The organism is Corynebacterium glyciniphilum AJ 3170 (genome assembly GCF_007673095.1).
Taxonomy (GTDB): domain Bacteria; phylum Actinomycetota; class Actinomycetes; order Mycobacteriales; family Mycobacteriaceae; genus Corynebacterium.
In genome coordinates this window covers 81018-103958 of the sequence record NZ_VDYZ01000007.1, presented here as the reverse complement: position 1 = coordinate 103958, position 22941 = coordinate 81018, and the positions used below count along the sequence as shown (strand labels likewise).

The following is a 22941-nucleotide window of genomic DNA, read 5'->3' as shown; positions in this document are numbered from 1 at the left end:
TGACCTGCACTGACAGTTCTACTTGATAGCTACTTGATAGATCTATCAAGTAGAATGCAGTAGCGTTGTCGCCATGACCCCACCAGCGTGGACCTGTGACACGGTCATCAGCACCCCGGAAGACCAGTGGTTCGACCGCAAGAGCTTCCGGATCCAGGGCAAAGACCTGGCCAAGACCATCATCGCATTCGCGAATTCCGACGGCGGTACCGTCGCCCTCGGGATTCACAGCGGACAGCTTGAAGGCCTCCCCAGCCCCGACCAACTCAACCAGTTCCGTCAGATCGGAGTAGAGCAGGTCAACCCGACCGTCCGTTACGACCTCTCGATTCTCGACTGTCAGGACAAGGACGGAAATCCTGCCCAGGTGTGCCTGATCGACGTGCCCGCCAGTGAGCAGGTCCATGAATCCACGGACGGAACCTGCTATCTCCGTATCGGCGATCAGTCGATGAAGCTCAATTTCGATGACCAACTTGAGCTCCGATACAGCAAAGGCGAGCGACAGTTCGACTCACAACCCACCCGTGGAGCAGAAGGTCTGGGTCTGGCGCCTCTCAACACTGAGAAAGTGGAGACTTACGCGGACACCATCGGCGCACGTGATGCCGTCTCCGCCCTGAGAGGCCGACATCTCCTGACCCGACGCGGCGAGGTAACCGTTGCAGCGGAACTCCTGTTCGGCACCGACCCACAGGAGTTTTTTCCCAACGCCCTTATTCGTGTCCTGCAGTACGAGAGCCCCCGACGGGAGACGGGCCGTCGACAGAACATCGTCGAGGACATCCGGATCGAGGGAACTCTCCCGTCGATGATCGAAGAAGCCGCAGCTACCGTCCGTCGACTACTTCCACGACATCGGCGCCTCAATGACACGGGGACCTTCACCTGGCAGGCGACGCTCCCCGAAGATGCGTGGCTCGAAGGCCTGGTAAACGCAGTCCTTCACCGCTCGTACAGTCTGGCAGGGGACCATATCAGGGTCGAGTTGTATCCCGACCGCATCGAAATCACCAGTCCAGGAAGGTTCCCCGGACTAGCTGACCCGCGGACACCCCTGACCATCGCCCGTTTCGCTCGCAACCCCCTGATCGCCCGGGTGGCGATCGACCTGGGCGTCGGCCAGGAACTGGGCGAGGGAATCCGCCGCATCTACGATGAGATGCGCGCTGGCGGTTTCACCGATCCTGAGTACCGGCAGACGAGCGGTACCGTGACCTTGATCCTCCGCGCCGAACATGCCGTGGACGCACGGACGATGGATCGACTACCCCGATATGCAGACGATATATTAGCCGCACTCCGGGAAGCACGGACGCCGTTGGGGACCGGCGAGATCGTCGACATCATGGCCGTGAACCGTCCCGCCGTGCAGCGCGCACTCAAAGCCCTCCGAGAAGAAGGACTCGTGACATGGAGCGGTCAGTCCCCTCGAGATCCCCGGGCAGTGTGGTCACTGCCAGATACGACACTCACTCAACAATGACGTCGCCGCCGCGCGCTACTTGATAGCTACTTGATAGATCCGATGACAAGTAGACAAGCCTGTTGACCTGCGCTGACATTTCTACTTGATAGCTACTTGATAGATCTATCAAGTAGACGGCCCCTCCACCACCGGTTCACCGCCCGGCGCGCAGGATCCTCCACCAGTGCGTAACTCAGCGCCGCGACCGGGATGGTCAGCACCACCGTCGCCACCAGTACGAGCACCGTCTGCCCCTGGAACAGTCCGACCCCCAGCAGTGGGAACACCAGCGACAATATCGCCATGTGCCACAGGAAGATGGAGTACGACCACCGACCCAACGCCTGCATCACCGCCGAGTCCAGCACCCGGGACTCCGGTTGCACCGCCCACGGAACAATCAGGCTGGCGGCGAACACCATGCCGTAGAAATTGCGCCGGGCGAACTCACCGTCGCCTGCCGTGACCAGCCCCTCAGGCCCGTCCACGGCGGCGACGAACACCGCCAGCGCTGCCAGCAGGATCCATATCCACCGTCGCCCCGCCCACCGTCGGACGGTATGGGCGGTACGGACTGTACGGGCGGTACTTCCTCGTCCCTGCGCCCCGGCGTCCGCCAACCAGCCTTCGAGTTCGGCGGCGAGCAGTCCCGCCCCGAACCAGGACAGGAACGCCCACGGCATGATGTGCGCGTTCACCTCCGCGTCATGCCACGCGATGAACGGCCACACGTAGCTCAGGCACCCCACGGCGAGGATCGCCGTCGCCCTCGTCCGCCGACTCCGCCGCCCCACCGCAAGCGCCAGCAGCGGCATCAGCAGGTAGAAGAACATTTCCACACACAGCGACCACAGGTGCGTCAGCCCACCGACCAGACCGTCCGGCACGTAGTTCTGCAGCAGCAGAAGATTCGCCACTGTGGCCACCGGCCCCGGAGCGCCGCCCTCCGACGCCACCGGGAACAACAGCAACACGACGACCACTGTCACCCAGTAGGCCGGCATGATCCGGCCGAGGCGTTTCACGTAGTAGGACGCCCACCTCGTCTCTGCAGCGTGACGGCGCCACAGCAGGAAGCCGGACAGCGCGAAGAAGACGGGGACGAAGAAGTCCAGCCGTGCCATCATGCGGTTGACCAGTGCCCCGGTGTCGTTGCCGGTCTGGAAGGCGACATGGGCGACGATGATCCCCAACGCCGCGACCGCACGCATCCCCTCCAGGGCGGGGAGGAAGGCTTTCGGGGACCGGCTCGGCGTGCTCATCGACGATCAGGATACCGTGGTGACGCTACTCTCCGAGCCTCCCACGGGTGAACGTCTCTCACCATTATTGTTTTTCGCAGCGCGTTCTTCCCCGGCATCGTAGTTTCAGCCGGTAAAGTAGCCGTGAATACCCCGCTCTCTGACGTACACCAGGACAGGAACCAGGCCACCATGAAGAAGGTCTTCTCCCACCTCGCCATCATCCTCGGCGCCGCACTGCTGGTCATCGCACTGGCTTTGCCGATTTACGTCCTGCCCAAAGGCAAGGTCATCCCGAAGGACATCGAGTCGGCGACGGTCACCAAGGTCACGCCGGGGATCCTGACCGATGCCGGGGCACTCGCCGCCGATGAACCCGTGGCGGGCAAGGACTCCCTGCCGGAGTGCCGCGGGGAGAACAAGGTCGTCAGCTGCTTCATCTGGCCGGAGACCGACATCCAGTCCCAGCGGTTCGTCATGGCCCAGGACCCCACCGACGATGACGAGGTCACCCTGGAGGCCGGCGGCACGGTCTACCAGGCCGACCTGCCGGAGCCGGAGAACCTGCTCTCCGCCGAGATCGACCGGGTCACGCTGGACCGCAAGACCGCCTTCCCCGTCGACGAGCCGACCTCGTCACTGAACATCACCGCCCCGGGGGCCGACGGCGGCAACGTCCAGGAGGACGTCCCGCAGTTCACCCGGACCGGCCTGCAGTTCCAGTTCCCCTTCAACACGGAGAAGAAGGCCTACCCGTTCTTCGACCACCGGTTGATGGAGACCAACGACATCGACTTCGTCGACCAGGAGAAGATGGACGGCGAGACGGTCTACCGCTTCGAGCAGGAGATCGGCCCGTCGGAGATGTACCCCAACGTGGAGGCCATGCTCAAGGGCGACGGTGAGCTCAGCGCCGCTGACCGACAGTCCCTCGGTTCACTGAAGCTGGCGTTCCCGGCCGCGAAGTGGGGACTCACCCCCGACGAGGTCGACGGATGGGATCCGGACGACGAAGACTCCGCCGCGACGAACGACGACGAAGACTCCGAGGAAGGTGACTCGGCGGACGCCGACCTGGGTCCGGAGGTCGAGATGAGCCGGTACTACACCGTCAACCGCGTCCTGCGCGTCCAGCCCGACACCGGCGTGATCGTCCACGGTGCCGAGGAGGTCTGGATGTTCTACGCCCGCGACGACGCGGAGGCCGAGGAGATGGCCAAGCCGGAGAACCGTGAGCGCGAGCTGGAGAACCCGACCCGCACCGCCCTGTACTACCCCGGCGAGTTCAACGACGAGACGCACGAGAACCAGATGGCACGCGCGAAGGACGGCCTGAAGACCATGGACCTCATCGGCACCTACGTGCCGTGGGGTGCCGGGATCATCGGTGTCATCCTGCTCATCATCGGCTTCCTGCTCTCCCGGTCCGCCGGCCGTCACCGCAACTGACACCTCCGGCGCCCGCTGGCGCCCGCCGGCTCGGCACGGGCCTGTCACCGATTACGCCTCCGCCACGTGGCGACCTGCGGTTTTACCGGTGGGCTCTCCCGGCGAGGCGTAATATGCTGCACCCACCTACGATGAGACGATGACCACGCAGGACCAGAGCCCGTCGCGCCCGCTCACGGTGCGCCCGCGGCTCCTGCTCCACCTCTGGTGCGCGTTGCTGGTCGGCATCGTCTTCTGGCCGTTCCTCTGCACCCTGTTCAGCTATGTGGCCCCGGGCTCCGCGACACCGTCCCTGATCCTCCGGGACATGGTCGTCCCCCACTCCATGGCCTTGAACGACCTGGCCACCGCCCGCGACGGGCTTCCCCGCGCCGTCCCCCAGGACACCGTACTGGCCTGGCTCTCACCGGTGGTGCCACCGCCGGTGACGGTCAGTGTCCTCATGCTGGCGGGAGGCTACGCCGGTGCCCTCGGAGCGGCCACTCTCGTGCGGCAGATCGTCGGTGACGCCGGCCGTCGGGGGACCTGGGTGGCCGGCGCCCTCGCCGCGGCAGTCACCCTGTGGAACCCGTATGTCGCCGAACGGTTGCTGCAGGGACACTGGTCGGTCGTCCTCGCCGGGGTGCTGCTGCCCGCCGTGGCCGTCAGCGTGCTGCGACGCTCGCCGGCATCGCTGGTCGCCCTCGTCGTGCTCCTCCTGGTCAGTGCGCTGACCCCGACAGGGCTGATCCTGGCCACCCTGACCGCGGCGGTGGCGGCTCTCGTCGGCGCAGCGCCGCTGGTCCGGGCGCTCACCGTCGTCGGCGTCGGCACCGTCGGCGCTGTCCTGTCCCTCCCCTGGGTCATCCCCACACTGGTCACCACGGGTGCCAACGCGACACGGACCGATGCTGCCGGGGCTGCGTTGTTCGCTGCGGGGGCAGAACCGGGCGTCGGCGTGCTGGGGGCGTTGGCCGGGCTCGGCGGGATCTGGAATGCTGACGCGGTCCCCGCTTCCCGCGAAGCGCTCGCGCCGGTGAGCACCGGTGCCGGGGTGGTCCTGGCGCTCGTGGCCGTCGTGGCTGCGGTCCTGCTGTGGCGTCGCGGTCGGCTACGGGGCGCACCCCTGGTCTGGCTGGCCCTGGTGTCCGTCGTCGTCCCCGCCCTGATGTTCACCGCCCCGGGGATCACTGTGACCGGCTGGTTCCTCGAATACGTGCCGGGGGCCGGCCTTGTCCGCGACTCCCAGAAGTTCGTGGTCCTCGCGCTTCCCGGCCTGGTTGTCCTCCTCGCCTCGGCGGTGACGCCCGTGGTGCAGGCAGGACGGCGCACGGCCACTGCGTGTGCCACCGCCGTCCTCGTCCTGGTGTGGGTCGCGGTGCCCGTGTTGCCGCGGGATCTCGCCGACCTTGCCCCCGTGCAGCTCGACGGCGTCTACGACGAACTCGCCGACCAGGTCACTGCCTGGCAGGACGATCACGGGACGACGGCCCGGACCCTGTTGTGGCCGCCCGGTAACTACCGGATGATCGGGGGCCGCCCTGCGCTCGACCCGGCTCTCAAGATGCTGCCCGGGCGGCCTATCGACCCGGGGTACCTGATCGTCGACGGTGCCCTGGTCGACGGTGATCCGGATACGGTCGCCGCTCTCAACGAGCTGGCGTCCGGGGAGGACACGCTGGCGGACCGGGGTGTCGACCTGGTCGTCGTCGAGGACGGTGGGGCCGGTGGGAACGGTGGCGTCGACACCCGCGGCGTGGCCGACGTCCTGCAGGAGCACGATGAGCTCTGGTCGTCCGGACGGTGGAGCCTCTACGCCGTCGACAGGTAGATAGGGCGGTTTGCGAGTCTGGTGGCGTTGAGTTCGCTGACTCAACGCCACCAGACGCGCAAACCGCCCCGTGTCCGGGATGATCAGGCCATCTACTCCAGCTCAACCTTGCGGTTCCAGGAGTACACGGTCCGCCACAGGCAGAGCAGCATGAGGATCGCCATCGGAGGGATGAAGCCCAGCGGCATCATGGAATCATAGGAGGACGTCGTGCCCGGATCGCGTCCGATCTCGTCCAGCAGGCTGTAGCCACCCAGAGTCCACCCTGATGCGTCGCCGGTGATGCCCACCGGGATGGCGAACAGTCCGATCAGCGCCACCACCTGGCTGACCATGCCGAGCAGGAAGAACACCAGCACCGCCCCGCCGGCACCCAGGGTCTGCAGCCACCGCTCCTTGCCCAGGGAGATCGAGAAGTAGTACTGGACCGGCCCCGTCAGGGTGGCCAGGTAGCCACCGACCAGCACGCTGATCATCAGCCACGCCGGCACACCGGAGTCGGAGACTGCCGTCCGGAGCTCCCGGAACATCTCGCCCAGGCCGGTGACCTGCTCGTTACCGGCGGAGAACCCGACCCAGAGCAGGCAGCCGAGGAGTACGGTCACCACCAGGCTCACCGTGGTCACGACCACGGCCCACAGCATCTTCACCGTGAAGATCCGGCTGCCCTTCACCGGGATGGTCTGTGTGAGGTAGCCGGAGGCGCCGTAGCTGGAGCGCCAGTAGTCCACGGCGAGCACGATCTGCATGACCGGGGTGAAGCCCATGACCACCATGATCCCGACGCCCGCGGCGAGGGTGCTGAAGACCGTCCAGTCGACGGCGATCAGCGCTGCACAGAACAAGATAGCCAGCACCGCCAGACCGAGGACGACGGCGAGCATGCTGCGGGTGCGCAGCCACTCGTAGCGGAAGAGAGTGCGGGTCGGTGTCGTCGGTGTCGTCGGTGTCGTCGGTGTCGTCGGTGTCGTTGCGGTAGTCATCGGTACTCCTCCCGGAAGATGCCGTCCAGGCTGGTGCCGTGGTGGGCGCGCAGGTCATCGGCACTGCCCTGGAGCATCACCTGGCCGTAGCGCATCATCACCACCGCATCGAGCATCGGCTCGAGGTCGTGGACGAGGTGCGTGGAAATCAGCAGCAGCGAGTCCTCCGAGAGGTTCGCCATGATGCTCCTGAGGATCGAGTCACGGGCGGACGGGTCCACCCCGGAGATCGGTTCATCGAGCAGGTAGACCGGTGTGCGACGTGACATGGCGATCGCCACCTGCACCTTCTCCCGCATGCCCTTGGAAAGTTGTTTGATGCGGAGACCCTCGTCGATCCCGAAATCGGCGATCATCGCGCGGGCCTTGTCGATGTCGAAGTCGGCGAAGAAGTCGCTCCACATCGCCAGGCAGAAGCTGACCTTGTGGGACGGGATGAGGAATCCCACGTCCGGCAGGAAGGACACCAGCGCCTTGGATTCCGGGCCCGGGGCATGCCCGGCGATGGCCACCTCGCCGTCGTATCCGGCCAGGACGCCGGCGAGCGTCTTGAGCAGTGTCGTCTTCCCGCAGCCGTTCTCGCCGAGCAGGCCCACGATCTGGCCGGGCTGCAGGTCCAGGTCGATGCTGGCGAGCGCCGTCCGACGGCCGTAGTTCTTGCTGAGCGCACGGGTGTGGATCAGGCCCGTGGTGTGTGGGGTGTCCATCATGACTCCTCCGTTTCTGTGTCTGTATATGTCTTTCCCCACCTGGTCGCGACGAGGGTCTCTGCCTCGCTCCGGCTCAGTGCCAGTCCGCGGACGCGTCGGACGAAATCGTCGACGGCACCCCGCGCCAGGTTCTGGCGTTCCTCGTTGATCCGGTCGCCGTCCTCGGTGACGAACCGTCCTACCGTCCGCTCGGTGCGGCACAGTCCGGCCCGTTCCAGTTCACTCAGCGACCGTTGGACGGTGTTGGGGTTCACCCCCAGTTCGGCGGCGAGTTCGCGGACGCCGGGAAGACGTGCCCCCGGTGTCCATTGACCGGTCACGATGCGCCGTGAGAACTCCACGAGCAGCTGACTCCAGATCGGGGACGAGTTGTCGAATTCCACGGCCACCTCCTCCCTGCGTTTCCGTTATCTTGTCTCTCTGTATTAGGCACCTAATACACTGACACGGCGAAGTGCCGTTGTCAATGACCGAACTCCCCGGAGTTACTCCGGTAGAACTCTGAAAAACGTGCTTTCGCACTCTCTGACCTGCTGATACAGTCCACTCCCGACGCGCGGCAAGCCCCCGTGCGTCGCCCCACGAGAAGGGGAGTAGTTCCCGGCCGTTCCCGGTCGGCGTTGTGTCGACATACCGGCCGTCCCACACGGCCCGGCACCACACCTGCGCTGTTTTCCACCCCGCGACAGCACCGCAGGCGAACGAGACCTTCGGCCCAGCACCCCTGCCGGAACAGCCGAAGAAGAGGTCACCGACACCATGACAACCACCCAACTTCTCCTCATCGCCCTCGGGGTGTCCGCCGACGCCTTCGCGGTCTCCGTCGTCCAGGGAACGACGATCCACGAGCACGTCGTGCGCCGGATACTGCTGCTGTCCCTGGTCTTCGGCGCCTTTCAGGCGATGATGCCGTTGATCGGCTGGGCGGTGGGATCGTCCGTCGCCGACCTGGTTACCAGCGTCGACCACTGGATCGCCTTCGCGCTGCTGGGCGGCATCGGGGCGAAGATGGTCATCGACAGTGTCACCGCCGGCCCGTCCGACACGACGGCGACGGCATTCACCGTCCGCTCCGTCCTCACTCTCGGCATCGCGACAAGCATCGACGCCCTCGCCGTGGGTATCGGCTTCGCGCTCGTGCCGATCAACATCCTCTGTGCAGTCGGGCTGATCGGCGTGATCACGTTCTTGGCGTCCCTGCTGGGCGGCTGGCTCGGCCACCACGGCGGACGCACACTCGGCAAGCCCGCCACGATCGTCGGTGGCCTCGTCCTCATCGGTATCGGCGTGAGCATCCTGATCGAGCACCTGGGGTAAACTAGTTTCCCCGTCGGCAGCACCGCAGGAGACCTCATGGACGAGTACTGGGGAGACGTTGTCCCCTTCCAGAAACCCCCGCGACGCGAGCGCCGTCCGGGTCCCTATGTCGTCGGCCTCTTGACAGCCGTCGCCCTCTTCGGGATTGCCGCCGCCCTGGCGCAGCTCCTCCCCCGCGACACCGCCGATGACCTGTATCCGCTCATCAGCTCACTGGTGGCGGGCGGTATCCTGCTCATCCTCGTTGTCGGTGTCGCGGCAGTGAGTGACCGGTGGCCGGACAAGGTTCTCGCACTGGTGACGGCGGCGTGTTTCATCATTGCGGCTCTCGCCTACCCCACGTCACGGGCAGAGCAGGATCTTCCGGTCATCTTCTCCCTCGGCGTGCTCTATCCCCTCGGACGTGCGCTGGGGCTGGCATGCCTGCTCGTTCTCGTGTTCCGCGTGGCCCGGAGGCTGTTCCGGGGTCGCTCGACTGTCACTCCACGAGACCGGTGAGCAGCTCCTCCCAGGCCGCGCCGGTGCGCTGCCAGGAGAACGTCCCCGCGCGCTCCCGTGCAGCCGCCCCCAACGTCGCCAGCCGGGACGGCTCCTCCATCAACTGGCCCAGCATGTTGATCAGTCCGCCTTCCGAGTTGACCAGGACACCGGTGATCCCGTCGACGACACTGTCGCGCAAACCGGCTGACGAGCTGTAGCCCAGCGTGGGCACCCCGTGCAGGCCTGCCTCGATGACCGCCAGGCCCCAGCCCTCCTTCCTGCTGGGCAGGATGTGCAGGTCGGCCCGCGCCAGGATGCGGTGCTTGACCTCCTCGCCGACATGACCGTGGAAGATCACGTGGCCCGACACCCCGAGGTCCTCGGCGTGCCGTCGTAGCCGTTCGGACCACCACCCGTCCCCGATGATGTCGAGGTAGGTCTCCGGGTGCCGGGGGAGGACGCTGGCCAGGGTGTCCATGGCGTGCTCGATCTGCTTGTGCGGCACCAGACGTGACAGGGTGACCAGGCGGAACCGTCCTGACCGTCCTGACCGTCCTTCATCCCCCGCGTCACCGGTGGTGACGGTGTCGGGGATGTCCACGCCGTTGCGGATCACCGTGATCCGTCGGCGGTCCACGCCGAGATCCACGAGTTCCTCCGCGCTCGGCTCCGACACGGTCACATAGGGCGTCCGCCGATGCACCCACGGGGACAGACGCGACTCGATGAACCAGCCGATCCGCGACAACACGGGTCCGGCAACCGGCCACTGCTCACGGTGGCAGTGGTGGGTCAGCAAGACGGCGCGGGCACCGTCGCGTCCTGTCCCGGCGATCATGCGCGCGAAGAACGGCACACCGTTCTGAGTGTCGACGACCACGTCCGGACGTCCGCTGCGCACCATGTACCACCAGGCGCGCGGATACACGGTCAGAGCTCCGCCACCGCGACTGTAGCGGACCCCGTTGCGCTCCTCCGACGGTGCCGATCCGGGATAGCGGGCGGTGCGGAACGTCACCGTATGACCCTGCCGTGCCAGGTATTCCGCGACGCGCTCGAGATAGACCTCACTACCACCGCCTTCGGGGTGGCCGGAGTCGCGCCAACACAGCAACAGAACCTTCATGACCGTTCTCACGATACAGGCACGACCGACTGATCACGGGTCGACAGCACCGTGGCGGTCCGACGCACCCCGATGCCCGAGGGGCGGCACCTTGAGCGCTCAGGTCAGTTTCCATGCCTCCTGCTGACCTGTACCCACAACCCCTCTGGGCCGCACTGTCCACCGTGGTGCCCGACACACGGTGTGCCATGATGGCGACATGTTCGCGGTCCCCTCCTGCGCCACCACATCGCTAAGCTCAGCCAGATCATCTGTCCTCCGGCCCCTCCGTCGACGCGCGACGCTGCGCCGTTCACTCGAACTGCTCAGCGACTTCCGCTTCGAACAGAGTGACCCAGACCGTTTCTACGGGCGCCTCGCCGAGGACACGGTCCGATTGATCCGCGACCTTCAGGACGGCGCGACCGGGAAGGCGCTCGCCGGACGCCGCATCCTCGACGTCGGCGGCGGCCCCGGCTACTTCGGCCGGGCGTTCGCCGCGGCAGGGGTCGCGACCGGTGACTACGTCACCTGCGAGCCGGATGTCGGCGAGATGGCTGCCGCCGGGATCCGTCTGCAGTCCTCCGTGCGTGGGTCCGGCATGGACCTTCCGTTCGCCGACGGGGCCTTCGACATCACCTACTCCTCCAATGTCGCCGAGCACGTCTCCGACCCGTGGCGGATGGCCGACGAGATGCTGCGTGTCACCCGACCTGGCGGGCTGATGATCTTCTCCTACACCTGCTGGCTGGGACCCTTCGGTGGGCATGAGACCGGCCTGTGGCAGCACTACGTGGGCGGGGAGTACGCGGCGCGCCGGTATGAGAGGAAGAACGGCCATCCGCCCAAGAACCGCTGGGGCGAGAGCCTGTTCAACGTCTCCTGTGCCGACGGACTGCGCTATGCGCAGGACGCCGCGTCCGGACAACGCACGGAGGACGCCGAGTTCCTCGCCGCCTTCCCCCGCTACCACCCGTGGTGGGCATGGTGGATGGTCAACGTCCCGGGAGTGCGGGAACTGGCGGTCTCGAACCTGGTTCTGGTGTTGCGGAAACAGGTCACCGTGTAGCTTCACGACACAAAACCGCAGGAAAACGGCACCCCCGAACCTCGCCCGAATGCCGCATGCAACCACATATGGGGATAGAGTGATCGGCGACACATGTTGCACACCGATGTCGTCGCACCAACAAGTGAGGCAAGTGAGGACCGTCATGACAAACAACAGCATCCCCGAGGCTTTCATCTACGAAGCCGTACGAACCCCGCGCGGTAAAGGCAAGCCCGGCGGCAGCCTCCACACCGTCAAACCCGTTGACCTGCTCAGTGGGCTTATCACCGAGATCCTCGACCGTAACTCGGGCCTCGACCCGGCAGCGGTCGGCGACGTCATCTCCGGCGTGGTCACCCCGCTCGGCGACCAGGGCATGGACATCGCCCGGACCGCGGCACTGAACGCGGGTCTGCCCTACTCGGCGACCGGTGTGCAGATCAACCGTTACTGCGCCTCCGGCCTGACCGCCCTGAACCTGGGTGCGATGAAGGTCCGTTCCGGCTGGGAGGACCTCGTCCTCGCCGGTGGTGTGGAGTCGATGTCCCGTGTTCCCATGGGCTCCGACGGCGGCGCCCTGGCCATGGACCCGGAGACCTCCTTCGCCAACGACTTCATCCCGCAGGGCATCTCCGCCGACCTGATCGCCACGCTCGACGGCGTCGGCCGTGAGGAGCTCGACGCCTACGCCTCCCGCTCCCACGAGCGTGCCGCGAAGGCCTGGGATGAGAACCGGTTCGCCAACTCCGTCGTGCCGGTCAAGGACCGCAACGGCGTGACCGTGCTGGACCGCGACGAGACCATCCGTCCCGGGACGACACCGGAGAAGCTCGCCGGTCTGCGTCCCGCCTTCGCCGCGATCGGCGAGCAGGGTGGTTTCGACGCCGTGGCCCTGACGAAGTACCCGCAGCTCGAGACCATCAACCACGTGCACCACGGCGGTAACTCCTCCGGCATCGTCGACGGTGCGTCCCTGCTGATGATCGGTTCCGAGGCCGCCGGCAAGAAGAACGACCTCACTCCGCGGGCACGCGTCGTCGCTGCGGTGACCACCGGTGTCGAGCCCACGATCATGCTCACCGCCCCCGCGCCGGCAGCTCGCGCCGCCCTGGAGCAGGCCGGCCTGACCGCCGACGACATCGACGTCTGGGAGATCAACGAGGCCTTCTCCTCCGTCGTCCTGCGTGCCCAGCGCGACCTGAACATCCCGGACGAGAAGCTCAACATCAACGGTGGCGCCATCGCCATGGGCCACCCGCTGGGTGCCACCGGTGCGATGATCACCGGCACCGCCGTCGACGAGCTGCACCGCACCGGCGGACGCTATGCCCTGATCACCCTCTGCGTCGCCGCGGGCATGGGTGTGGCCACCATCATCGAGCGCGTCTAACCACTGCTGAACACCGATTTTCTCTAGGAGATACACCTCATGAGCGACAACATCATCGCCTGGGAGACCGACGGCAACGGCGTGGTCACCCTCACCATCGACGACCCCAGCTCGTCCGTCAACACCATGAACGACGCCTTCCGCGACTCCGTCAGCGAGACCGCCGGCAAGTTGCAGGCGAGCGTCGAGTCAGGCGAGGTCAAGGGCGTCGTGATCACCAGTGCGAAGAAGACCTTCTTCGCCGGTGGCGACATCAAGTCCATGATCAAGTCCACCCCGGCCGACGCCCCTGCCCTGCAGAAGCAGATCGACAAGATGAAGGCCGACATGCGCACCATCGAGACGCTCGGCGTCCCGGTCGTCGCCGCCCTGAACGGCACCGCCCTCGGCGGTGGGCTCGAGATCGCGCTGGCCACCCACCACCGCATCGCCGCGGACACCAAGGGTGCCAAGTTCGGCCTCCCCGAGGTCACCCTGGGCCTGCTGCCCGGTGGCGGCGGCGTGGCACGGGTCACCCGCATGCTCGGCATCCAGGACGCCCTGATGAAGGTGCTGACCACCGGCCGCCAGTTCAGCGCCGAGGCAGCCAAGGACACCGGGCTGATCGACGAGATCGTCCCCGCCGACCAGCTCATCGACGCGGCCAAGGCCTGGATCGCCTCGGGACCGGAAGCCTCCCAGCCCTGGGACCGCAAGGGGTACCGCATGCCCGGCGGCACGCCGACCACCCCGGCGCTGGCCGCGATGCTGCCGAGCTTCCCCGCCAACGTCACCAAGCAGATCAAGGGCGCACCGATGCCCGCCCCGCAGGCGATCCTGTCCGCCGCCGTGGAGGGTGCGCAGCTCAAGCGACTCGAAGACGCCACCGCCGTGGAGACACGCTGGTTCGTCTCGCTGGTCACCGGCCCCACGTCCAAGAACATGATGCAGGCCTTCTTCTTCGACCTGAACCACTGCAACGGCGGCGGCTCCCGTCCCGTGCAGGAGGACGGCACCCCGTACCCCGCCACGACCTTCAAGAAGGTCGGTGTCATCGGTGCCGGCATGATGGGCGCCGGCATCGCCTACGTCGCCGCCAAGGCCGGCATCGAGGTCGTCCTCAAGGACATCTCCGAGGAGAACGCCCAGAAGGGCAAGGCCTACTCCGAGGGCCTCGAGGCCAAGGCCCTCAAGCGTGGCAAGACCACCGAGGAGAAGTCCGCCGCTCTGCTGGAACGCATCACCCCGACCGCCGACTACGCGGATCTCTCTGACGTCGACCTGGTGATCGAGGCCGTCTTCGAGAACACCGAGCTCAAGCACAAGGTCTTCGCCGAGATCGAGGCCGCCGTGCCGTCCACCGCGGTTCTCGGCTCGAACACCTCCACCCTGCCGATCACCGGGCTGGCCGAGGGCGTCGACCGCGCCGCCGATTTCATCGGCCTGCACTTCTTCTCCCCCGTGGACAAGATGCCCCTGATCGAGATCATCTCCGGCGAGAAGACCGACCCGGCGACCCTCGCCAAGGCCCTGGACTTCGCCCGCCAGATCCGCAAGACCCCGATCGTGGTCAACGACTCCCGCGGCTTCTTCACCTCCCGGGTGATCGGCACGGTGCTCAACGAGGCGATGCGCATGCTCGTCGAGGGCGTCGACCCCGCCGTGATCGAAGCGGCCGGACGCCAGGCCGGCTACCCTGCCCCACAGCTGCAGCTGCAGGACGAGCTGAACCTGAAACTGGCCCGAAAGATCGGCGAAGAGAACAAGGCGGCCGCCGAGGCGGCCGGCGTCACCGTCGACGACGGCGGCGTCAATGCGCTGGTCGACGCGATGCTGGACGAGTTCGACCGTCCCGGCAAGCTCGAGGGCAAGGGTTTCTACGAGTACGACGAGAACGGCCGTCGTGCCGGCCTGTGGTCCGGCCTGCGCGGCGAGGTCCGCGACAAGCTGGGCATCACCCCGGTCACCGTCCCCGACGGTGAAGCAGCCACTGCCGGCGCTGATCTGAACTCCACCGGAGGTTCCGCTGACGGTGCCCCGACACTCAACGACCTCATCGAGCGCATGCTGTTTATCGAGGCCCTCGAGACACAGCGTTGCATCGACGAGAATGTGTTGACCTCGGACGCCGACGCCAACATCGGCTCGATCCTGGGCATCGGCTACCCGGCGTGGACCGGTGGATCCCGCCAGTTCATCACCAACTACGCTCGTCCGGCCGCTGCCGCACTGCCGGCCGACGCCGGTGACGACTACCCGACCAGTGGTGTCGCCGGGTTCGTCGCCCGTGCCGAGGAGCTCGCGGCCGCCTACGGCGACCGGTTCGCCCCGTTGGACTCCCTGAAGGGCTAGTCTCGCCCGGCTGCCGACCACGACGGTTACTGTCCTCCAGTAACCGTCGTTCTGCGTTCTCCGACGTTCTCCGACGTTCTCCGACGTTCTCCGACGTTCCCAGGCGTCTGCCAGTGCCCTGCCAGTTACGGTCGCTATATTTACCGTAACTATGGCCTGTTTCCGTCTGACCGTTCCGGAGGACCCGCGTGTTTGATTCTCTCGTCGACTGGGTTGTCTCCCTCATGGACACCCTCGGCGCCCTGGGTGTCGGCCTCGCGATCCTCATCGAGACCGTGTTTCCGCCGATCCCCAGTGAGTTCGTCCTCCCTCTGGCCGGGTTCAGCTCCACGCAGGGCGAGCTCAACGTGTGGGCGGCATTCATCGGCGCGACAACCGGGTCGATGTTGGGGGCGTGGCTGCTCTACTGGCTGGGGGCGGTGGTCGGCGCGGAGCGTCTGCGCGCCATCGCGGACAGGATGTGGCTCACCGAGGGCGAGGACGTGGACAAGGCACTGCACTGGTTCGGCAAGTACGGGGAGGCCTCGATCCTCATCGGTCGCGTGGTTCCGGGTGTGCGGAGCCTGGTCTCGATTCCCGCCGGGGTCCACCGTACGGGGCTGCTGAAGTTCTCGGTGCTCACTCTCGTCGGTTCCGGGGTCTGGAACGGCGTGCTGATCTGGCTGGGTGTCGCCCTGGGTGAGAACTGGAAGACGGTGTCAGACGTGATCGACCGCTACTCCAGCTGGGTGTACGTCGCGCTGGCCCTGGCGGTCGTGGCCTTCGTGGTCTTTCTGGTTGTCCGCGACAGGCGACGTAAAGCGGCCAGGAAGCGGACGGAGAACACACACCGGACGGCTCTGTGAGAAGGGAGCCGCAGGCTATCCCTCCGGCCGAGGGTTTCCTGCGGTGTCGGCCGGTTCCGCAGTCCCGGCAGCTTCCCTGACCGTCCGCGCACGTTCCACGTCGCGTGCCAGCTGGTCCTCCGCCTTCTCTATGGCCACGGTGTCGCGGGCCTCAAGCTGCAGACTCTCCTCCGCAGGCATCCCCGCCTTCAGTTGCCGCACCCGTTCCACCTCGCTGTCGACCACCGCCCCGAACAACAGCACGATGTTGACGATGAACAACCACAGCATCAGGATCACGACGCCTGCGAGGGTGCCGTAGGTGGCGTTGTAGTTGCCGAAGTTGGCCACGTAGAAGAAGAAGACCAGTGACGCCAGGACCGCTCCCCCGATCGCCAGCACGGCACCGGCACTGACCCAACGCATGCCGCGGACCCGGATATTCGGCGTCGTCCGGTACAACAGCCCGACCAGCAGGATCACCACCACGGCGATCACGATCCAGCGGGCGACCCCCCAGATCCGCAGCGTCGTCTCCTCGAGCCCGACCGCGGAGCCGATCATCTCGGCGATCGGCCCGGAGATACTGAACGCGACGATTCCGAGGGCGATCAGCACCAGCAGGAATGCGGTGAGCAGGTACATCTGGAGGTTGTACTTGATCAGCCCCCGCCCCTCGGTGGTGTCGTAGATGCTGTTCATCGCCCGGCCGAAGGTCTTGACGTATCCGGACGCGGTCCACAAGGTCGTCACCAGACCGAGGACAAGCCCCAGGCCCGCGGACGGGGTATTCAGGATCTCCGACAGAACCGGTTCCACTGCTCCCCACGCGGTCTCCGGGACGATGTCCTCTGCCTCGTTGAGCATGGACACGACCGATTCTTCACTCTGCCCGAACAACCCGAGGATCGACACCAGGGCGATGAGTGCCGGGAAAAGGGCAAGCAACGTCCGGAACGTCAGGCTCCCCGCGAGGTCGATACATCCGCACAACAGGAATCGCCGGAAGGACCGACCGGGGATGTACCGCCAGGCCGGTGGCGAGGAATGTGCTGAAACGTCGATAACGACAGGCTAGCGAAACCTCGTTCACCAGAGGTAACCAGGGGCCACACTCGGGCCCGCGGGCACAACTATGCGCCGCGCTTCACCGCGATCACCCAACCGGCGTCCCCGGCTGTCTCGAACTGCGTCACCTCGTGACCGTCCGTCGCCGCCCAGCGCGGCAGCGCGTCCGTCGCCTGGGTGCAGTCGAATTCGATGACCAGCTCCTCGCCGACGTCGATGCGCTTGATCGCGTCCTTCGCCTCAATCAGCGGGAAGGGGCACACAGCACCCAGGGTGTCCATCTTCCACCGACCGTTGCCCAGGTCAGTGAGATTTCCCTTGTCCCGGGTCGTGGATCCGACGACCCCCAGCGCGGACGCCGTCAGCGTCGGTGCGGTGAGCACGGCACTGCCCGACGTCCCGGCGGTTCCTGCGGCTCCGGGCTCTGTGGGTGCGGCGGGCGCGACGGGCGCGAGGTCGTCGTCGGCCCGCCCGGACGGGCCGTCGTCCTGCGGGTTGTAGGGCTGGTCCGGCTTCAGCCAGATCTTGGCCGCTGCGCCGACACCGAGGGCGATCGCCACGATCGCCACCCACCCCTGGTAGCTGAACAGCGACGTCTGGACCATGCCGTTGCCCACGGTGCATCCGCCGGCCCAGACGGCACCGACGCCCATCATCACACCGCCGACAACCGAACGGACCGCCTGCCGACCGTCCGGCACACGCACGCGGAACTCACCGGAGGCCTTGGCCGCGATGTAGGAGCCGACGAGGATGCCGAGCACCAGCAGCACACCCCAGTTCCAGTTCGCCGGATTCGCGGTGGTCAGCCAGGACGCCAGATCCGCCGACGGAGTCGTGATACCGAGCCCGGAGTTGCGGCCGGTTGCCGCGGACAGCGGCCAGGCGATCACACCGATGACACCGACGATCGCCGCGGTGACGTAGAAGTGCCACGGCTTCTCGGTGAGCAGGTGCGCGATACCGGTCTTCTTCGGGGCGAGGGTGGTCGGCTTCGGTACCGAGCGATCGCGTGAGACGTAGTGCCGGACCATCAGTGCCGTGACCACGACAATGAGGACCACGAAGATCCATGGGGTGACACCCAGCGTCTCCGGGACGGTCGTGGCCTCGACGGTGTACCCGCCGAGCCACTCGTTCATACCGGACAGCGGGCCGTAGTTCATCGCCGCCGAGGACAGTGCGTACATCGCCAGGGCGATCCACGAACCGACCAGGCCCTCGCCGGAGCGGTACCACGTACCGGACGCGCATCCGCCGGCCAGGACGATGCCGAGACCGAAGACGAAGCCGCCGATGACCACGGCTGCGGGCGCGAAATCACTGACGTCCGGATCGATCACTCCGGTACTCGTCAGCGCAGTGAGGCCGACAGCGTGGACGGCGATGACGACCAGGAGCGCAGTCACACCACGCCAGGTCCGCTGGGTGAAGATGTCACGCAGAAAGCCGGTGACGCAGAAACGGCCGCGTTGCATGACGAAGCCGAGGACGGCGCCGACGGCCAGTCCGGTGATGAGCATGAGGTCCTCCCGTGAGATCTGCTTATGGACAGATCGGTCTGTTTGTGCCTGTGGACCCTACACCGGACGGCGGCACCGGACAAGGGGTCCGTTCATGGCGGCACGCTGTCCGGCCGGATCAGTGGGGGCGTGCCGGAAACGACGCCGCGCTGCCGGCGGAAGCCGGAATCCGGCACGCTTGCACTGATTGGCCGGACCCCGTACTTCATCCCGTCTGATCCGTCATATACATTTTACTCAGAATCCTCCCACGACGTTTCAGGAGAATCCGTACCATTGTGTGCTCGCACGTCTATGCCCGCCATCCTGGCCGCTATCGTCGTCGCTGCCGGTGGACTACCTGCCGCGACGGCCGGGACCGTCGGGGAAGACGGTATCCCACAACCCGCCTCCTCCAGCGACATCACCTGGGAAACCTGTCCCGACCAGGTCACTGTGGACACCGCGGAATGCGGACGCATCGACGTCCCGATGTACCACGCCGAACCGGACGGCGAACAGATCTCCGTCGGCTTCGTCCGCGTCCCTGCCAGCGACCCTGACGCACGCAGGGGAACGCTGTTCGCCGTCCCCGGTGGACCCGGAGACGATGCGTATAGCCACATTGGAGCTCAAGACCACCTGCTCCAGTGGCCGCAGGACATGAAGAACGAGTGGGACATGGTTGCCATCCAACCACGCGGCCTCGTCGGCTCCACGCCCCTGGACTGTGACCACGAACCGACCGGCTGGGACCCGTTGCGCGCGAACCTCACGGAGGCGGCGGGTTATTTCCAGGATGCCTGCGAGATCGGTACGCCCGGCTACACCGATTCGATCAACACCTCGGAAATTGCACACGATCTCGAGGACGTCCGTGCCGCCCTCGGCGAGGACACCGTCTCTGTCACGGGGGTGAGCTACGGGACTCATCTCGGATCCGCCTACGCGACCTTGTTCCCGGAGCGCACCGACAAACTCGTCCTCGATTCCGGGTCGGACCAGAACAGAACCTGGACAGGCACGCTCGATGATCAGACCGGCGGCTACACCGGTGCACTCCACGACTTCCTGGAATGGACCGCGGAGAACAACGACACCTACGGACTCGGTGAGACGCCTCTGGAGGTGTACCAGGCATGGTCGCGGGTGATCGTGGAGGAATCCGGAACGAATCCGACGGTCGTCCCGCCACCAGCCCAGATCGGTGATCTGCCCGAAGGGCTGCAGTGGGCCGGCCAGCCCGCGGCGGACATCCTCACCGCGACGGGCCAACCGCAGGCAAAGCTGGAGAACCTCTTCCGCATGGTCAGCACGCCCGGCGCTATTCAAGCTGCATCAACGACCCTGGTGGCTACGCACCAGGTACTGCCACAGCCGCAGTTCTGGGGCGAGCTGGCGGAGATCATCAACGGCACCACACAGCTCCCTTCCCTTGAGGAACAGATTGAAGCCCAGGCCGACGCTGACCCAGAAGCGCTGAACCAGGTGATGGCGACCCAGGCCATGCAGTCGATGGTCATCTGCAACGAGAACCAGGTTGACGCTGACCCCCTGAGAATCCCCGGGGCACTGTGGAACAACTTCGTCGAACAGGACGTGTTCTCCCTCCCCGGTGACACTGCCGCGGCAGGAATCAACTGTGCAGGCATCGAGCCGAACGCTCCGATCGTGGACGTCAACGGTGGTGCCCTGGACGTCCGGCCGCTGCAGATCCAGGGAACCGGTGATCCGCAGACCCTCTACCGCACCCACCGCCCGATGGCGGAGGCGATGAACAGCCACGTCATCACCGTGGACGGGCCGGGTCACGCCCAGGTCGGTGTGGGCAACACGATTGTGGACGACACCGTCGTGGACTACCTGCGCACCGGAACCACCGACGTCACCGCCGCTCCGTCGCGACCGGTGGGCTGATCCTCAGCCCTTGACCTCGGTGGCGTGCAACTGGTCGTCCAGATCTTCAGGGTCGAGATTCGCCGAAGAAAACGTCGACGTCAGTGGTAGGCGGAGGTCGAGGTCCGTCCCCGGGCACAGCTCGATCTTGCCCTCGGCGAGCGTGAAGTCCAGCACGTGCCCGCCCACGGTGCGACCGTCGTCGATGAAGTGCACATGGCATCCCGGCACCGAGATCCCCTTCTCGAACACCGGCGTGCGGAACCCCGCGATCACCCCGGACACATCGGTGAAATGCTGTTCGGCGTCGTCCCCCACCGCCTCGGTCATCGGCGGGTACGGCTTCGACTGCCGGACGACGGTGCGGGTGGTCACATCACTGAACCGTCCGGTGATACGCACGGCATACATGTAGTTCGCCGACGGGGTCATCTCGTCGATGAAGTCGGACAGTTCGGAGCGCCGGATATTCTCCGGGGCACGGCGGCGGATCCGCGGCACGAAATTCGTCGCCACCGCGTACGGGCTCCTCGCCTCCAGGTCGGCACGCACCGCGCTGCCGTCGTGCCGCAGCTGGTAGCAGGTGCCGTCGATGATCACCATCTCACCGTCGAGAGCGTCGAAGGTGCCCAGCCCGAAGTTCCCTTTGCCGAGCAGTTCCCCGACGGTCATCTCACCGTCGTAGATGCCGTCCAGCAGAGCGGTCATCAGGGAGTTCTGGAAGATGGTGTGGCGTGTGACAGGACGGTCAGTCATGCCGCCCAGGATAATCGTATTTCCCGCACCCGGAAGGGTAGCCACATACCTGCGTCCCGCGTAGGGTAGCGCATCCCACATCCCCTACGGGAAAGGAGACACGTCATGTCACACGACACTGACGGTGGCAATGCACGTCCGAATGGAGGTGTTTCACCATGAGCACCTGCGACGTCTGCGGTAACGACTACGACAATCCGCTGACCATCACCCAGGGCGACCGCAGCGGAGTATTCGACAGCTTCGAGTGCGCCGTACACGCGATGGCCCCGACCTGCGCCCACTGCGGGTGCCGGGTGCTCGGGCACGGAGTCCACGTGGGCGACGAGACCTACTGCTGCGCGAACTGTTCCCGGGAGGGGACGGGAGCCACAGGAGTCAGGGACCGCGTGTGAGCCCTGCCCCGATCTCGAATCCGATGCGCTCCAGGATCGGCAGCGGATCACGGAAACACTTCTCCACGTCCGGCTCGTAGTCCGCGAGGCCGTGTACGGAGGCGAACAGGGCGCTGGCCTGGCCAGCATCAAGCTGATTCTGCCCGCAGACAGCGGCGACGGGGACGTCGCTCTCCTGTGCGCGTTCAGCGACTCCGGCCGGGCCCTTCCCGCTGAGCGTCTGTGCGTCCAACCGGCCCTCCCCGGTAATGACCAGGTCAGCGGTGCCGAGTGCACCGGAAAAGCCGGTCTCCTCCAGAACAAGACCGACACCGGAGCGCATCTGCGCGCCCAGTAGCCCTAGCGCCATGAATCCGAGACCACCTGCCGCCCCCGCACCGGGCTGTGCTGCCACCCCTGAGGTACCGAGCGCATCCTCGGCCACCGCAGCAAATCCCCGGATGGCGCTGTCCACCTCATCAATGTCCTCCGGTGCCAGACCTTTCTGGGGGCCGTAGACGACCGCGGCACCGTCCAGGCCGCACAACGGATTCTGGACGTCGGAAGCGACAACGACCTCCAACTCCGACAACCTGTGGTCCAACCTGTCGAGATCGACGGCAGCGACGTCAGCGAGATCCCCGATCCGGGTGACAGGTGCCCCGGCGGAATCAAGGAAGACCACACCCAGGGCCTGCGCCATGCCGAACCCCGCGTCCGTGGTGGCGCTCCCGCCGAGTCCGAGGATGATCCGTCCGACGCCCTCGTCGAGCGCGGCGCGGATGAGCTCACCGACACCCCAGGAACCTGCCTGACGGGCCTCCTGCGGGCCGGGCGGCGTCCCTCCCGACGAGACCATGTCCAGTCCGCAGGCGCGCGCGATCTCGATCACCGCCGTCCGTCCGCCGTCGACGGAAGCGCTCTCCAAGGCGTACTCCGCCGCCACCCGCTCCCCGTCAGCACCATGGACCACGACAGCCCTGCGGTGGTAGCCCAGGTCGTCAAAGACCTCGAGCGTACCGTCACCACCGTCGGCCAATGGGAGAGCGGCCACGGAGCAGCCCGAGGACTCCAGCCCCCGCCCGAGGGCAGCCGCCACTGCACGCGACGATGCCGACCCCTTGAACTTGTCGCAACAGATCAAGACGGTCGGCATCGGTGTCCCCCGCAGTGGGCCCAGGCTGTT

The 22941-nt window shown here is 66.2% G+C and carries 20 protein-coding genes; 11 read left to right on the top strand and 9 right to left on the bottom strand.

Features of this window, described 5'->3' with window-relative positions:
- The first annotated feature begins 73 nt into the window (after window positions 1-73).
- Complete coding sequence (locus FS507_RS08360; protein WP_145942331.1) at window positions 74-1486, top strand: ATP-binding protein; 1413 nt, start codon at window positions 74-76, stop codon at window positions 1484-1486.
- Window positions 1487-1578: 92 nt separating this feature from the next.
- On the opposite strand, the gene FS507_RS08355 is transcribed toward FS507_RS08360, so the two are convergent.
- Window positions 1579-2730 (bottom strand): acyltransferase family protein, encoded by a 1152-nt coding sequence (locus FS507_RS08355; RefSeq protein WP_145942330.1) that lies wholly within the window; start codon window positions 2728-2730, stop codon window positions 1579-1581.
- 123 nt (window positions 2731-2853) lie between these two features.
- On the opposite strand from FS507_RS08355, the gene FS507_RS08350 reads away from it, so the two are divergent.
- Window positions 2854-4158: a DUF3068 domain-containing protein gene (locus FS507_RS08350; protein ID WP_260853237.1), complete on the top strand. Its 1305-nt coding sequence runs from the start codon at window positions 2854-2856 to the stop codon at window positions 4156-4158.
- 139 nt (window positions 4159-4297) lie between these two features.
- The gene (locus tag FS507_RS08345) at window positions 4298-5968 is read left to right on the top strand and encodes a hypothetical protein (protein ID WP_145942329.1); all 1671 of its coding nucleotides are present in this window, start codon (window positions 4298-4300) and stop codon (window positions 5966-5968) included.
- 92 nt (window positions 5969-6060) lie between these two features.
- Here the strand turns inward: FS507_RS08345 and FS507_RS08340 are convergent, their stop codons facing one another.
- From FS507_RS08340 to FS507_RS08330, 3 genes are read right to left on the bottom strand one after another with little or no spacing between them, the layout of a single operon-like run.
- Entirely contained in the window at window positions 6061-6951 is an 891-nt protein-coding gene (locus FS507_RS08340) for a hypothetical protein (RefSeq protein WP_145942328.1), read from the bottom strand.
- Window positions 6948-7661, bottom strand: a complete 714-nt coding sequence (locus FS507_RS08335) for an ATP-binding cassette domain-containing protein (protein ID WP_145942327.1) — start codon at window positions 7659-7661, stop codon at window positions 6948-6950. Before FS507_RS08335 ends, FS507_RS08340 begins: the two co-directional genes overlap by 4 nt.
- Window positions 7658-8044: a GntR family transcriptional regulator gene (locus tag FS507_RS08330; protein WP_145942326.1), complete on the bottom strand. Its 387-nt coding sequence runs from the start codon at window positions 8042-8044 to the stop codon at window positions 7658-7660. Before FS507_RS08330 ends, FS507_RS08335 begins: the two co-directional genes overlap by 4 nt.
- 376 nt (window positions 8045-8420) lie before the next feature.
- On the opposite strand from FS507_RS08330, the gene FS507_RS08325 reads away from it, so the two are divergent.
- Together FS507_RS08325 and FS507_RS08320 are read left to right on the top strand one after the other, a co-directional pair.
- Window positions 8421-8978 (top strand): manganese efflux pump MntP, encoded by a 558-nt coding sequence (locus FS507_RS08325; protein ID WP_145942325.1) that lies wholly within the window; start codon window positions 8421-8423, stop codon window positions 8976-8978.
- A 36-nt stretch (window positions 8979-9014) separates the two neighbouring features.
- The gene (locus FS507_RS08320) at window positions 9015-9476 is read left to right on the top strand and encodes a hypothetical protein (protein WP_145942324.1); all 462 of its coding nucleotides are present in this window, start codon (window positions 9015-9017) and stop codon (window positions 9474-9476) included.
- On the opposite strand, the gene FS507_RS08315 is transcribed toward FS507_RS08320, so the two are convergent.
- Entirely contained in the window at window positions 9457-10584 is a 1128-nt protein-coding gene (locus FS507_RS08315) for a glycosyltransferase family 4 protein (RefSeq protein ID WP_186314613.1), read from the bottom strand. The genes FS507_RS08320 and FS507_RS08315 overlap by 20 nt on opposite strands.
- Before the next feature lie 199 nt (window positions 10585-10783).
- Here FS507_RS08315 and FS507_RS08310 point away from each other — a divergent pair, with 199 nt between their 5' ends.
- From FS507_RS08310 to FS507_RS08295, 4 genes are all read left to right on the top strand, one after another.
- Window positions 10784-11632: a class I SAM-dependent methyltransferase gene (locus tag FS507_RS08310; RefSeq protein ID WP_145942322.1), complete on the top strand. Its 849-nt coding sequence runs from the start codon at window positions 10784-10786 to the stop codon at window positions 11630-11632.
- 145 nt (window positions 11633-11777) lie between these two features.
- Window positions 11778-13004: an acetyl-CoA C-acetyltransferase gene (locus FS507_RS08305; protein ID WP_145942321.1), complete on the top strand. Its 1227-nt coding sequence runs from the start codon at window positions 11778-11780 to the stop codon at window positions 13002-13004.
- A gap of 39 nt (window positions 13005-13043) precedes the next feature.
- On the top strand, window positions 13044-15335 hold the full coding sequence (locus tag FS507_RS08300) for a 3-hydroxyacyl-CoA dehydrogenase NAD-binding domain-containing protein (RefSeq protein WP_145942320.1): 2292 nt from the start codon (window positions 13044-13046) through the stop codon (window positions 15333-15335).
- Window positions 15336-15523: 188 nt separating this feature from the next.
- Window positions 15524-16180 carry a DedA family protein gene (locus FS507_RS08295; RefSeq protein ID WP_145942319.1) on the top strand — a complete coding sequence of 219 codons (657 nt, stop codon included), beginning with the start codon at window positions 15524-15526 and terminating at the stop codon, window positions 16178-16180.
- A 15-nt stretch (window positions 16181-16195) separates the two neighbouring features.
- Here the strand turns inward: FS507_RS08295 and FS507_RS08290 are convergent, their stop codons facing one another.
- Both FS507_RS08290 and FS507_RS08285 read right to left on the bottom strand, forming a co-directional pair.
- On the bottom strand, window positions 16196-17155 hold the full coding sequence (locus tag FS507_RS08290) for a YihY/virulence factor BrkB family protein (RefSeq protein WP_260853250.1): 960 nt from the start codon (window positions 17153-17155) through the stop codon (window positions 16196-16198).
- Between the two features lie 137 nt (window positions 17156-17292).
- Window positions 17293-18750, bottom strand: a complete 1458-nt coding sequence (locus tag FS507_RS08285; RefSeq protein ID WP_145942317.1) for a YeeE/YedE thiosulfate transporter family protein — start codon at window positions 18748-18750, stop codon at window positions 17293-17295.
- A gap of 294 nt (window positions 18751-19044) precedes the next feature.
- On the opposite strand from FS507_RS08285, the gene FS507_RS08280 reads away from it, so the two are divergent.
- Window positions 19045-20646: an alpha/beta hydrolase gene (locus tag FS507_RS08280; RefSeq protein WP_145942316.1), complete on the top strand. Its 1602-nt coding sequence runs from the start codon at window positions 19045-19047 to the stop codon at window positions 20644-20646.
- 3 nt (window positions 20647-20649) lie between these two features.
- Here the strand turns inward: FS507_RS08280 and budA are convergent, their stop codons facing one another.
- The gene (gene budA, locus FS507_RS08275; protein WP_145942315.1) at window positions 20650-21381 is read right to left on the bottom strand and encodes an acetolactate decarboxylase; all 732 of its coding nucleotides are present in this window, start codon (window positions 21379-21381) and stop codon (window positions 20650-20652) included.
- 158 nt (window positions 21382-21539) lie between these two features.
- Here budA and FS507_RS08270 point away from each other — a divergent pair, with 158 nt between their 5' ends.
- Window positions 21540-21776, top strand: coding sequence for a hypothetical protein (locus FS507_RS08270; RefSeq protein ID WP_145942314.1), 237 nt, complete (start codon window positions 21540-21542; stop codon window positions 21774-21776).
- Here the strand turns inward: FS507_RS08270 and FS507_RS08265 are convergent.
- Entirely contained in the window at window positions 21760-22911 is a 1152-nt protein-coding gene (locus tag FS507_RS08265; RefSeq protein WP_145942313.1) for a glycerate kinase, read from the bottom strand. The genes FS507_RS08270 and FS507_RS08265 overlap by 17 nt on opposite strands.
- Window positions 22912-22941: the final 30 nt, after the last annotated feature.